Origin of the sequence: Mesorhizobium sp. M0317 (assembly GCF_040321555.1) — a bacterium.
GTDB lineage: Bacteria > Pseudomonadota > Alphaproteobacteria > Rhizobiales > Rhizobiaceae > Mesorhizobium.
Genome location: NZ_JAMYRV010000011.1, coordinates 118,725 through 131,633, shown reverse-complemented (window position 1 = coordinate 131,633; position 12,909 = coordinate 118,725). Strand labels below are relative to the sequence as shown.

Annotated in this window: 11 protein-coding genes; 5 read left to right on the top strand and 6 right to left on the bottom strand. The window is 62.3% G+C overall.

Going from position 1 to position 12,909, the window contains the following annotated elements; all coding sequences use genetic code 11:
• Positions 1-147: 147 nt before the first annotated feature.
• On the bottom strand, positions 148-942 hold the full coding sequence (locus tag NKI88_RS11425) for an SDR family NAD(P)-dependent oxidoreductase (protein ID WP_023741112.1): 795 nt from the start codon (positions 940-942) through the stop codon (positions 148-150).
• A 181-nt stretch (positions 943-1,123) separates the two neighbouring features.
• On the opposite strand from NKI88_RS11425, the gene NKI88_RS11420 reads away from it, so the two are divergent.
• On the top strand, positions 1,124-1,588 hold the full coding sequence (locus NKI88_RS11420; RefSeq protein WP_352655155.1) for a MarR family winged helix-turn-helix transcriptional regulator: 465 nt from the start codon (positions 1,124-1,126) through the stop codon (positions 1,586-1,588).
• 29 nt (positions 1,589-1,617) lie between these two features.
• On the opposite strand, the gene NKI88_RS11415 is transcribed toward NKI88_RS11420, so the two are convergent.
• The gene (locus tag NKI88_RS11415; RefSeq protein WP_023683782.1) at positions 1,618-2,796 is read right to left on the bottom strand and encodes an MFS transporter; all 1,179 of its coding nucleotides are present in this window, start codon (positions 2,794-2,796) and stop codon (positions 1,618-1,620) included.
• 199 nt (positions 2,797-2,995) lie between these two features.
• Here NKI88_RS11415 and NKI88_RS11410 point away from each other — a divergent pair, with 199 nt between their 5' ends.
• Positions 2,996-3,352, top strand: coding sequence for an ArsR/SmtB family transcription factor (locus NKI88_RS11410; RefSeq protein WP_023672424.1), 357 nt, complete (start codon positions 2,996-2,998; stop codon positions 3,350-3,352).
• Positions 3,353-3,375: 23 nt separating this feature from the next.
• Here the strand turns inward: NKI88_RS11410 and NKI88_RS11405 are convergent, their stop codons facing one another.
• Positions 3,376-3,846: a nucleoside deaminase gene (locus NKI88_RS11405; protein WP_023672423.1), complete on the bottom strand. Its 471-nt coding sequence runs from the start codon at positions 3,844-3,846 to the stop codon at positions 3,376-3,378.
• A gap of 179 nt (positions 3,847-4,025) precedes the next feature.
• Here NKI88_RS11405 and NKI88_RS11400 point away from each other — a divergent pair, with 179 nt between their 5' ends.
• The 3 genes from NKI88_RS11400 to carB all read left to right on the top strand — a co-directional run bounded on the left by NKI88_RS11400 (position 4,026) and on the right by carB (position 9,842).
• On the top strand, positions 4,026-4,802 hold the full coding sequence (locus tag NKI88_RS11400) for a metallophosphoesterase family protein (RefSeq protein ID WP_352655152.1): 777 nt from the start codon (positions 4,026-4,028) through the stop codon (positions 4,800-4,802).
• 248 nt (positions 4,803-5,050) lie between these two features.
• On the top strand, positions 5,051-6,103 hold the full coding sequence (locus tag NKI88_RS11395) for an SH3 domain-containing protein (protein ID WP_352655164.1): 1,053 nt from the start codon (positions 5,051-5,053) through the stop codon (positions 6,101-6,103).
• 235 nt (positions 6,104-6,338) lie between these two features.
• Positions 6,339-9,842: a carbamoyl-phosphate synthase large subunit gene (carB, locus tag NKI88_RS11390; protein WP_352655150.1), complete on the top strand. Its 3,504-nt coding sequence runs from the start codon at positions 6,339-6,341 to the stop codon at positions 9,840-9,842.
• Between the two features lie 98 nt (positions 9,843-9,940).
• On the opposite strand, the gene NKI88_RS11385 is transcribed toward carB, so the two are convergent.
• The 3 genes from NKI88_RS11385 to NKI88_RS11375 all read right to left on the bottom strand — a co-directional run bounded on the left by NKI88_RS11385 (position 9,941) and on the right by NKI88_RS11375 (position 12,838).
• On the bottom strand, positions 9,941-11,497 hold the full coding sequence (locus NKI88_RS11385) for an AAA family ATPase (RefSeq protein ID WP_352655148.1): 1,557 nt from the start codon (positions 11,495-11,497) through the stop codon (positions 9,941-9,943).
• Between the two features lie 163 nt (positions 11,498-11,660).
• The gene (locus NKI88_RS11380; RefSeq protein ID WP_352655146.1) at positions 11,661-12,077 is read right to left on the bottom strand and encodes a hypothetical protein; all 417 of its coding nucleotides are present in this window, start codon (positions 12,075-12,077) and stop codon (positions 11,661-11,663) included.
• 296 nt (positions 12,078-12,373) lie between these two features.
• The gene (locus tag NKI88_RS11375) at positions 12,374-12,838 is read right to left on the bottom strand and encodes a cupin domain-containing protein (RefSeq protein ID WP_023740206.1); all 465 of its coding nucleotides are present in this window, start codon (positions 12,836-12,838) and stop codon (positions 12,374-12,376) included.
• Positions 12,839-12,909: the final 71 nt, after the last annotated feature.

Below are 12,909 nucleotides of genomic sequence, written 5' to 3'. Positions count from 1 at the left end.
CCCCCCCCCCCCCCCCCGCCCGGGGGGCCCCCCCCCCCCCCGGGGGGGGTGTGGGGCCGCGCCCAGGCCCCCCCCCCGGGGGGGGGGGGGGCCCCCCCGCCGGCCCCCGGGGTGGGGGTCCTGGTTCGCGAAGCGAACCAGCTACTCTCAAGCAGCATAGCGGGCAGCAGGCTTGTCGGCGTGCAGGCTGCCGTAGAAGACTTGCCTTGCGCCGAGGAAGGTGTCGAGCTTGGTCGCATCGGCAAGTGCCGGCACGGTGACGGCTTCGCCCCTGGATAGGCCCACAAGCGCGGCATCGACCATATCGTCGGCGGACATGATGATCTCCTTCGGCAGATTGTCGATGTCACCGCCGGCAAGCTCCCAAAAATCGGTGCGGGTCGCGCCCGGCAGCACCGCCTGCACCTTCACATTGGTGCCGGCGACTTCGCGGTGCAGCGCCTCGGTGAAGTTGACGACATAGGCCTTGGTGCCGCTATAGATGCCGCCGAACGAGGTATCATAGGCGAGCACAGAGGCGATGTTGACGATGGCGCCGCGGTTGCGCGCAAGAAGCCCCGGCAGCACGGCGCGGGTCAGGCGGGTCAAGGCGATGACGTTGACCTTGATCATGCGCTCGGCCTCGTCGGCGTCGGCCGTTGCCACCAGGGCCTGGCCACCAATGCCGGCATTGTTGACCAGCAGCGTGACGCTGTCGTCGGCTGCGATCGCCTGCTCGACGCGGCGCACATCATTGTCGTCGGCAAGATCGGCTGATATCACGCTGACCTTGCGCTTGTAGGCATATCGCAGCTTTTCAGCCAGTTCCTCCAGCCGGTCGGCGCGCCGCGCTACCAGCACCAGATCGTAGCCCTGCCCGGCCAGCCGGTCGGCATAGACAGCACCTATGCCGGCCGATGCGCCGGTGACGACTGCGGTACCCTTGTTGTCCTGTCCACTCATTGTCCTGTTCCTTTTTTCTGCCCGGCGAGACAGGTCGATGAACCCTCGTCCCGCCCTGATCTCCAATTAGTGGCATATACCACTTTCAGGGAAGTAGGCATATACCACTATCTTGTCAACGGAGGCGGCAGAAACTATTTCTGCGGCAGGCCGGCAGCGGTTTTGTCGGCAAGGAGTCGTGATGAGCAAGACCGCGCTGCCGGGATTTAGCCTTTGCAACAACGCCACGCTGCGGCGGGCCGCGCGCAAGCTCGGCCGCTTCTATGACGATGTAATCTCGCCTTCGGGTCTGAAGGGCACGCAGTACGGCCTGCTCTACCAGATCCATGTCAGCAACGAGCCGGCGATGGGCACGATAGCCGAAGCGATGGTCATGGATCTCTCGGCGCTCGGCCACACGCTGAAGCCGCTGATCCGCGACGGCTATGTCGACACCTTCGCCGACAAGGACGATCGCCGCGTCAAGCGGGTGCGGCTGACCGACCAAGGCCAGACCAAGCTCGAGGAGACGACGCAATTGTGGAGCACTGCTCAGCAGCGCTTCGAGGCGCTGTTCGGCCCGCAACGAGCGGCAGATCTGCGCGCTATGCTGGATGAAGTCGCGGCGCTGGAATACGACGTGCCGGCGGCCGCCCCTTCAAGCTGAAAGAGCGGCCGCCGGTCCTTTGCAAAGATCTATTCGGCCGGCATGGCGACCGGCCGGGCCGCCCAGCGGCCGGCCAGCACCACCCCAAGCCCGATCAGCGGGAAGATGGCGGCGACCAGGCCGAGATCGGCCGGCACGCCGTAGCGCAGCACGGCGCCGCCGACCACAGCACCCAGCGCCACGCCGAGATAGAGCGCCGAAGCGTTGAGCGACAGCACGATCGGGGCGGCGTCGGGCGCCAGCTTGATGATGCGGCTGGCCTGCGCCGGCGGAAATGCCCAGCCGACCATGCCCCACGGCACCATCATGGCCATCAATGCCGGCCCGGCGAGATGCTGCGGCAGGAAGGTCGGGATGACCGAGAGCATCACCAGCATGACGGCGCTCAGCGCCAGAGACCAGCCGACGGTGCGCGTCGCACCAAAACGGTCGGCCGCCTGGCCGCCGGCTATGTTGCCGATGACGGCGCCGACACCGAAGGCGAGCAGCATGCCGGGCAGCGCAATCGGGCTGAGGCCGCCGCTCTGGATGGCCAGCGGCGCGATATAGGAAAACACCGAGAAGGCGCCGATCAGGGCAAGAGCGGTGGTCAGCAGGATCGGCATGACGCCGGGGCGCAGCGCCGCAGCCAGCCGCCGCCTGAGCGGCAGCTTGGTACCGACAATGCCGCGCGGCAGCCGGTACCACAGGATGGCGCCGACCAGCGCGCCGAGCCCGGCAATGGCAAAGAAGGTCCCGCGCCAGCCGGCTATCGTGGCAACCAGCGCGCCGAGCGGTGCACCGAGCGCAACCGCCACCGTGGTTCCGCCGACGACGACGGCAATGGCCCGCGCCCGGTGGTGGTCATCGACCAGCGCCACCGCCGTGCCTTGAGCGGTCGCGGCAAACAAGCCTGACGACAGCGCCATGATGATGCGGGCAATGAGCAGCAGTTCGAAGGACGAGCTCAGCGCCGCCACCACATTGCCGATGACGAAGAACGCCAGCGTCCACAAGATGACGCGGCGCCGGTCCCATTCGCCGGTCAGCGTTGCCAGGATCGGCGTGCCGATGGCGTAAGCCAGCGCGAAGGCGGTGATCAGCGTGCCGGCGAGCGGAATGGAAATGCGGGCGTCGGTGGCGATGTCAGGCAGCAGGCTGGAGATGACGAAGCCTTCGGTCGAGATCGTGAACGATCCGAGCGCAAGCCAAAAGAGGCGCTTGTCCATAGGGCGTGTCCTTAGTTCAAAACTTATTGAACAATTGGACATAACAGGACATGATGTCAATGAAGCCAGGTGAAAATAGCTGAAGCCTGCTGACAGCCCTGTGTCAGGACAGCCATTGGGCCAATCGCGAAACGGACTGTGCATGCCCGCGAAAGATCGACGCGTTGAAATCGCCACCGACTGTGCTTAGTTTCGGGCCATGACTTTGCCGCACCCCAATACAGACCAGATCAGCCTGCCGGTTGTGCTCGGCGTCCTTGGCGACCCGACCCGGCTCGCCATCGTGCGCTATCTCGCCAGCAAGGAAGGCGTGCCGCTGAACTGCAGCCGGTTCCTCGACCTCGGCTCCAAGACCAATCTCAGCTATCACCTGGCCAAACTGCGCGAGGCCGGCGTCACCCGCGCCGAAGTGGCCGGCACCAACCGGATGATCACGCTGCGCCGCGCCGACCTCGACGCCCGCTTCCCCGGCCTGCTCGACAGCGTGATTGCGGCGGCCGGAGATGACCCGGCTCTACCCATCGTCGGCGGCCACGACATCGAAATTCCGGCGTAGCTGGTGCCGAAGTCAGGCCGCTCCTAGCGCTGCCAAAAACCGATATGCGGGGCGAGGAGTTCCTCGTCCATCTCGGGGAAAGGGCCGTGGACCTCGACCGGCTTCTGCCCGGAGCCGAGGACTGTGCGCGACGAGAGGTTCATCGTCGGGTTCTCTGCGTGATTGCCGGTCAGCGCGAGAAGCTTGGTTTCCTCGAAGCCGTAGACCAGCCGGCCGATATTCGCCCAGTACAGCGTTCCCGTGCACATCGCACAGGGCTCGCCGGTTGTGACCAGCGTGCAAGACCAGAGGAAATCCGGCGGATAGGTGTCGGCGGCACGCCGGGAGAGCTCGGTTTCGGCGTGGCGCACGGTGTTGATGTTGCCTTGCCGCATCAGGATGCGATCGTCGGGGCCGACGAGCACGCAGCCGAAAGGATGGTGCCCGTGCGCGGCAGTCTCGCGCGCGACGTCATTGGCGGCGCGAAGGTGGGCAACCATCTGGTCGCGGGTCATCGCCTGTCCTCCCCCGGATGAACTCTGGAGCGGCGTGGACGCTAGCAGATGGAGTGCTTCCGCGATAGGCGGGGCTCCCGGCTGTCTCGAACGATCTCAAGGGCTTGATAATGAAGGCAGGGGCTTGATAACGAAGACGGGCCGCAAGCCTCAACGGGCTGCACCAAGGAGCCCGCCGCATGCGCATTGCCGTTCTCGCCGACATCCATGGCAATGTGCTGGCGCTGGATGCCGTGCTCGCCGATCTAGCGCGGCGCGGCGGCGCCGATCTCACCGTCAACCTTGGCGACTGTGTCTCCGGCCCGCTCTGGCCGCGCGAGACATTCGAGCGGCTCGAAGCGCTCGACCTGCCGACGGTGCGCGGCAACCATGACCGCCGCGTCGCGGTCGATCCGGCCGACGATATGATGTGGGCTTCAGACCGCTATGCGCAGGAACGGCTGACATCAGCGCAGCGCGAAGCCCTGCTCGCCCTGCCCTTCACGCTGGAGATTGTTCCCGGCGTGGTCGCTTTCCATGCGCGGCCCGACCATGACGAGAAATACCTGCTCGACGCGATCGTCGATGGCCAACTGGTGCGCGCGCCGCTTGCCGCTATTCAGCGGCGGTTGCAGGCGCTGGACGCGGCCTGCCGCATCGTGCTGTGCGGCCACAGCCACCGCGCGGAACTGGTCCGTATCCCCGGCCGCCCCTTGCTCTTCAATCCCGGCAGCGTCGGCGCCCCCGCCTATGAAGATGACACGCCCCCGGCGCATGTTTCGGAGCAAGGCAGCCCGCATGCGCGCTACGGCATCCTCACCTTGGATGGCGATGGTCCAGACCGTTTCGAGACCATCGCCGTCGACTACGACCACGAAGCGGCGGCGAGACAGGCCGCACAGGCGGGCCGACCGGAATGGGCGCATGCGCTGAGGACCGGCTTCATGCCCAAACCCTCTTGGCAAGGCTCCGCTTGACCGCATGGCTGCGCCCTGCTTCCGCCTCGCGGCACCAAACATCGGACGCATTTTCAGACTTACATGGCCGCGTATCGTCCCTTATAAAACCGCCTTGGCATACGGCAGGACTGCTGCCGCAAGGGTAATCGGCGCACGGCCAAATGATGAGGCGCACAATCCGAACCATTTTGCATCGACTGACTGGCGCTCCGCTCCTGCGGGCAGCCCGGTTGTTGGCGGGTCCGTTGGTGGTGGGCCCGTTGTTGGTGAGCTTGCCGGCCAATGCCGAGGACGCGCCTGCAGACATCGTTTCCATCGTGACCGAACTCGGCCCAGGCGATCTCCTCAACATCCGCGCCACGCCGTCGCCGGTCGGCAGAACCCAGGCGCGCCTGCCGATCGGGTCGAGCGTCAGGAATTTCGGCTGCAACGAAGTGGATGGCCACCGCTGGTGCAAGGTCGAGGAGATCGACAATCCACTGGTCAAAGGCTGGGCGCCCGCGCGCTATCTTATCCCCGACAATCCGACCGTGGTCGAAGTTGACGCCGCGCCGCCCCAGGTGACCGCCAGCGCTGAAGCCGGCGGCCCGACGCTCGCGCCCGACATGTCGACGCAGCCGGCCGACGTGGCCGCAGCGCCCCGGACGACTGCACCTGCCGCCTCTGCCGCTCCGGCTGCACCCACTCAGGCTCCACCCACCCCGGCTGCACCCGCGCCGGCTCCACTCGACCTGACGGAGCGCCTTGGCGGCACGAATCCAGGCGCGCCGAAGTCCGCCGCCGAGATCGGCAGGACCGCCATGCAGGATGCTTACGGCCTTGCCTTCGCAGCGAATGAAAGTCCGCCGACGGATGAAATCCCTGCCACAGAGGCTCCGGCAACGGAGGCCACAGGGACGCCGGAACTCGCCGCCGCCGCGTCTGCGGGAGCAGCGCCGGATACAGCGTCCGCGCCGGGGGTACTATCCCCGTCGCCACGGCCAGACCAGGCCAAAGCTGCGACCGCTACGCAAACCGTTGCACGGCTGGAACCCCCGCCCGCCCTCGGCGCCACCGCCGAGATCCCCTGCGCCCGCTATGTCGGACAACCGATGACCCGCTGCGCCGTCAACATCGTCCACAATGGCGCTGACGAGGCAGACATCACCGTGACCTGGCCCGATGGCGGCACGCGCGTCATCTCCTTCTATGCCGGCATGCCGGCCAACTCGGATTCGCCCAGCGAGTTCCGCTTCACAAGGGAAGGCAGCCTCAACATGATCCGCGTCGGGGTATCCGAGCGGTTTGAGATTACGGATCAGCTCGCGCTGGGGGATTAGGTGTCAGGCAGTAGGGAATGGGCAATAGGCGCCTTAACCTCGCTCCTGCCTAATCCCCACTGCGTGATCCCTACTGCCTAATCCCTACTGCCTAGCCTCATTTTCGGGGTTACATCTCCCAAAACTCTTCCCTATAAGGCCCTCCTAGCCTGATACCAGAATCGCAAGCACAACCGGCCGGGTCTTCCCGTCCCGGTTTTTCGTGCAAGCCGCTCGCCGAACGGAACTCACAACGATGCCAAGACGCACCGACATCAAGTCGATCCTGATCATCGGGGCCGGCCCCATCGTCATCGGCCAGGCCTGCGAGTTCGATTATTCCGGCACACAGGCCTGCAAGGCGCTGAAGGAAGAGGGCTTTCGCGTCATCCTGGTCAATTCCAACCCGGCCACCATAATGACCGACCCGGAACTGGCCGACGCCACCTATATCGAGCCGATCACGCCTGAAGTCGTCGCCAAGATCATCGCCAAGGAGCGGCCCGACGCGCTGCTGCCGACCATGGGCGGCCAGACCGCGCTCAATACCGCTCTGTCGCTGCGCCGCATGGGCGTGCTCGAGCGCTACAATGTCGAGATGATCGGCGCCGACGCCACGGCGATCGACAAGGCTGAGGACCGGGCGCTGTTTCGCGAGGCGATGAAGAAGATCGGCCTGGAAACGCCGAAGTCGATGCTGGCCAATGCCACCGACGTCAAGAACGCCGACCGCAAGACCCATGAGGCCGAGCGCGCCGCCGTCAAGGCCGAGGCGCCTGCCGACCTCGATGCCGCGCTCGACGCGCTGGAAACCCGCTGGAACCTCGGCGAAGGCGACCGCAAGCAGCGCTACATCAGCCATGGCATGGCGATTGCCGCCCAGGCGCTCGACCATGTCGGCCTGCCCGCCATCATCCGCCCGTCCTTCACCATGGGCGGCACCGGCGGCGGCATCGCCTACAACCGCGCCGAATTCTACGACATCGTCCAGTCCGGCCTCGACGCCTCGCCGACCACCGAAGTGCTGATCGAGGAAAGCGTGCTCGGCTGGAAGGAGTATGAGATGGAGGTCGTCCGCGACAAGGCGGACAATTGCATCATCGTCTGCTCGATCGAGAACATCGACCCGATGGGCGTACACACCGGTGACTCGATCACCGTCGCCCCCGCGCTGACCTTGACCGACAAGGAATACCAGATGATGCGCAACGCCTCGCTCGCGGTGCTGCGCGAGATCGGCGTCGAGACCGGCGGCTCCAACGTGCAGTTCGCCGTCAACCCGGCCGATGGCCGCCTCGTCGTTATCGAGATGAACCCGCGAGTCTCGCGCTCGTCGGCGCTGGCGTCCAAGGCGACCGGCTTTCCCATTGCCAAGATTGCGGCCAAGCTCGCTGTCGGCTACACGCTGGACGAGCTGGAGAACGACATCACCGGCGGCGCCACCCCCGCCTCCTTCGAGCCAAGCATCGATTACGTCGTCACAAAAATCCCGCGCTTTGCCTTCGAGAAATTTCCCGGCGCCGAGCCGGTGCTTACCACCGCCATGAAGTCGGTCGGCGAAGTCATGGCCATAGGCCGCACCTTCCAGGAGTCCCTGCAGAAGGCTTTGCGTGGACTGGAAACCGGCCTCACCGGCCTAGACGAGATCGAGATCCCCGGCCTCGGCCACGGTGCCGTGGCTGCCAACCACGCCGACGACCGCAACGCCATCCGCGCCGCGCTCGGCACGCCGACGCCCGACCGGTTGCGCATGGTGGCGCAGGCGATCCGCATGGGCACCTCGCTCGAAGACGTGCACGCAATGTGCAAGATCGACCCGTGGTTCCTCGAACAGATCGCCGGCATCGTTTCCATGGAAGCCCGCATCCGCGAGCACGGCATCCCACAGGACGCCGTCAACCTGCGCATGCTGAAGGCGATGGGCTTCTCCGACGCCCGCCTCGCGTCGCTGACGAAGACCGACGCCGAAGTGATTCAAAGGATTCGCGAAAAGCTCAACGTTCATCCGGTTTATAAGCGCATCGACACTTGCGCGGCCGAGTTCGCCTCGCCCACCGCCTACATGTACTCGACCTATGAAGTGCCCTTCGCCGGCGCGCTCGCCAACGAGGCGCAGGTGTCATCGCGAAAAAAAGTCGTCATCCTCGGCGGCGGTCCGAACCGCATCGGCCAGGGCATCGAGTTCGACTATTGTTGCTGCCATGCCGCCTTCGCGCTGCGCGACGCCGGCTATGAAGCGATCATGATCAACTGCAACCCCGAGACGGTCTCGACCGACTACGACACCTCGGACCGGCTCTACTTCGAGCCGCTGACGGCAGAGGACGTGCTGGAGATCCTGCGCGCCGAACAGGCCTCGGGCGAATTGGTCGGCGTCATCGTCCAGTTCGGCGGCCAGACGCCGCTGAAGTTGGCCGATGCGCTGGAGAAGGCCGGCATCCCTATCCTGGGCACGTCACCCGACATGATCGATCTCGCCGAAGACCGCGACCGTTTCCAGAAGCTCTTGCACAAGCTCAACCTCAGCCAGCCGAAGAACGGCATCGCCTATTCGGTCGAGCAGGCTCGCCTCGTCGCCGGCGAGCTCGGCTTCCCGCTGGTGGTGCGCCCCTCTTATGTGCTCGGCGGCCGCGCCATGCAGATCATCCATGACGAAGGCATGCTGCAGAGCTACCTGCTCGACACCGTGCCCGGCCTGGTGCCGGAGGACATCAAGCAGAAATACCCCAACGACAAGACCGGCCAGATCAACACGCTCTTGGGCAAGAACCCGCTTTTGTTCGACACCTATCTCTCGGGCGCCATCGAGGTCGATGTCGACTGCCTGTGCGACGGCAAGTCGACATTCGTCTCAGGCATTCTGGAGCACATCGAGGAGGCCGGCATCCACTCCGGCGATAGCGCCTGCTCGCTCCCTGTTCACTCGCTGCCTTCCGAGCTGGTCGACGAGCTGGAGCGCCAGACGGCGGCGCTTGCCCGCGCGCTCAACGTCGGCGGCCTGATGAACGTGCAGTATGCGATCAAGGACGGCACGGTCTATGTGCTGGAGGTCAACCCGCGCGCATCGCGCACCGTGCCCTTCGTCGCCAAGACCATCGGCCGGCCCATCGCCAAGATTGCCGCACGCATCATGGCCGGCGAAAAGCTGGAAGACGCCTTCGCCCATTACGGCGCGATGCCCGACCCGAGAAACCCCGGCCACATCGCGGTCAAGGAAGCCGTCTTCCCCTTCGCCCGCTTCCCCGGCGTCGACATATTGCTCGGCCCCGAAATGCGCTCGACCGGCGAGGTCATGGGCCTCGACCGCGATTTTGCGCTGGCCTTCGCCAAGAGCCAGCTCGGCGCCGGCGTCGATCTCCCCCGCTCCGGCACGCTGTTCGTCTCGGTGCGCGACGAGGACAAGGCCGGCATCCTGCCGGCGGTCAAGCGCCTCGCCGGCCAGGGCTTCAAGGTGCTGGCGACATCCGGCACGGCCCGCTTCCTCGCCGAAAATGGCGTCGACGCCCAGAAGATCAACAAGGTGCTGGAGGGCCGGCCCCACATCGAAGACGCCATCCGCAACCGCCAGGTCCAGATCGTCTTCAACACGACGGATGGCCAGAAGGCGGTATCGGACTCGAAGTCCCTGCGCCGCGCCACGCTGATGCAGAAGGTGCCGTATTATACGACGCTGTCGGGCGCCGCGGCGGTGGCCGAGGCGATTACGGCGCTGAAGGCAGGGAGCCTGGAGGTCAGGCCGCTGCAGGAGTATTTTGCTTGAGGCAATTAGCTCTCTTCTCCCCGTTCAACGGGGAGAAGGTGCCGGCAGGCGGATGAAGGGCAGCGCCACCACCCAGATGAGCTCCCTGAGGGTGTCCATCACTGATTTTCTCTGCGGCGCGGAAATATCCTATTTGCTATCGTCAATAAGCTGTCATCACGTATCAACTCAGAACCCGTTCCTACGGTCAGGTTTGCACCGACGCGCTGGCGATAAATATCTCGAATTTTCTTAAGCAGTTTCTTTCCCGACATATTGGCACGAGGGTCATCATTCACCCTTTGCCTCATGTCTCGCGCTAAAGCTCCTACGTTTACTCGTCCATTTCCCTGTTTGCGTTCCCAATCTAACCGGGAATTGAGAGCATGCTCGTATGCGTCCTCGCGAATCTCCTTGATCGCCTGATTGAGAATTTCCGTAAACTGAGCCTCGTTCTGTAAGTTGTTTAGAGCCGAAAGGTAGCGCGGATTCAGCAAGTGAGATTCGATATCGACACCAGTTGTCACAAATGAATCACACTGCATCTCCCGAATTGACGTTTTCCACGCTTCGACTTCCATGGGGTCAAGGAAGTCGCGATCCCTATGAATCACAAGGCGGGCGCCCGATATACGTCGAGTATGATCCGCTATAGTCCTAAGATTATGTAACTCCGTTACACCGCGATAGGGAAGAATCAACGTTCTTTCCATATCAAACCCACTAGACGCTAATAATGTAACGATACTTCTAGTTATTTCATCCTCGGTTAATAATATAGCATCGTAGTTCTTTGTTCCAATTCTCTCCTTCAAATCGAGAGCGCCCAAATCCATTAGTATGTCAATCTGGTCGTCGCGGGAAGCCGGAGCCGCAGCACCAGACTGAACCCAAATATATCGAGCAACGCCGGAAAGCGCATCAACTATGTGTCGAGAATGGGTCGTGATAACAATCTGAGTTCCTAAATCCTCAGTTATTCTAAATAGAAGATTCGAGATTATCCTTTGATTGTTCGGATGAAGATGGGAGTCTGGCTCATCAAGAACAATTAGGCTCGGGCGGAATCTATGAAGATAACACAGTATCTGAACTGCCTGTAGGAATCCGGTTCCGCAAAGTTCAATAGGGATACTCGTGCCGTCCTTCTTAACGAATACATATATATATTCATCAATCTTTTGCTCAAAAATAACATCGATCTCGACACCAGGGAATACCTCAGCGAGGTCAACGAGAAATCTATTTCTATTATCTTCATTTGGCCAAAGCCTAAGGAGCATATTGCGAAGAATTACGTTCGCGTCACCCCGAGCAAGAGCCCGCAACAAAACTCCATCAGAAACAAACACCTCGCTCTTAGCGACACCCGCTAATCCCGGCGAGAATATGCTGAACGGATCATCTAAACTCGCTAATCCCACAGCGACTTCCGGATTCACAATTCGGGCTTGGACATTGTTGTTCTTACCTTTCGCAACTTCCAAGGAAAAAGTACGCCCATTCTCCAAGGTCAAATCAAACAAAATCGATCTATTTTCACCCTCCACCAATTTTCCACCTTGACCTAGGGCGTATGGATTAGACGCAGGAGAGTATATGATCTCATCCGGCCCTAGCGTCGCTATCAAAGGGCTTTTTCGCGTCCATTTCTTTGCCAGTGCGATGGACTGCAAGATCGATATGCAAAAATGGAGAGCTTGAATTATGCTGCTTTTTCCAGAATTGTTTTATCCAACAATTATGTTCAAATCAGATAGGCCTACACTGGTATCTTCGATAACCTTGAACCGGCGTATCCTGAAATTTTGAATTTTCATTGCTCGGCTCCAAAGAATCTCATTTTGGCGTTTCTACCTCAATGAGCTTCACTGCCTTAGCCTTAGCCCTCTCCAGTTTGTTCGTAGCCTTTCGCATCCTAGCGACCGCTTCCTTAGCCTTGTCGCCTTCGATCGTATCCCGCTTGATTACTTCATTTTCGACCAACTGCGAGAGGTTCTCGTTACCAACCTTGATGTCTGGAAAGAGCTTCCGGATTTCCCGGCGCACCACCGAAATCACGGCTTCAGACCGGATGATCGCCGAAACCGTAAACTTGTTGAACAGCTGTGCCTGCTGATGGAATGCATCCATTGCATCGGTCGTCAGCCCTTCCTTGGCGAACAGGAAGAGGCACTGTAGATGGTCCTCATTCTTGGGATTCATGTCGGCAAGGACAATCCGGCAAACTTCTTCATGGCTGATCTGGTTTGCCACATAGATACGCCCGCACCTTGGCCGACATGACGGGCACTTCGATGACTTCTTTTTTCATGGTGATCTTCCCCTTGTTTGCCAAGCTGGCGCCAAGGCCCCCTCACCCAGCCTCCGCTTCGCTCGGCTGACCTCTCCCCGAGGGGAGAGCAGCCGGTCAGCGCCAGCGCTTCCCTCTTCTCCCCAGTGGGGAGAAGGTGGCCGCGAAGCGGTCGGATGAGGGGGCCTGCGCCACCTTTGATTGTGAGGAGCTTATCCCCCCGCCCAGCGAACGCCAGCGCCGGACCATAGTCCAGCCGTCACCCCTGCCCCGGATAGGGCATGCCGTCCTTGTGCAGGAACCTGCCATCCGAACTCGGGCTCATCATGTCGATGTCGGAGCAGGTGATGAGATCATCCGGATTGCGCGATCCGACCTCGAGATAGCGCGCCGTTGTGGACGAGCGGTTGATCATGTGGTGGCCGTTGCCGCTGTTCTTGGCAAAGGTCGCGCAGTCGCCGGCCTTGAGCAGCGTCTCGCCGCCATCCTCGACCAGCACCAGTTCGCCTTCCAGCACATAGACGAGCTCGTCCTCATGGCTGTGCCAGTGGCGCTGGCTGGACCAGCCGCCTGATGGCAATGTCATCAGGTTGACGCCGAAATCGGTGAGGCCGCCGGCATCGCCGAGGCGCTGGCGTGTGCGCTCGGCGCAAGGGGCGTCGAAGGGTGCGGGGTAGCCGGAGCCCTTGCGGACAGGCACGGTGGACAGGTCGATCTTGGGCATGGGAGCTCCATTGAATTGGTGGCGGCAGTGTATGTCACTGCCGCCGCAGCCACAGAGCCACTTTGCCGCAA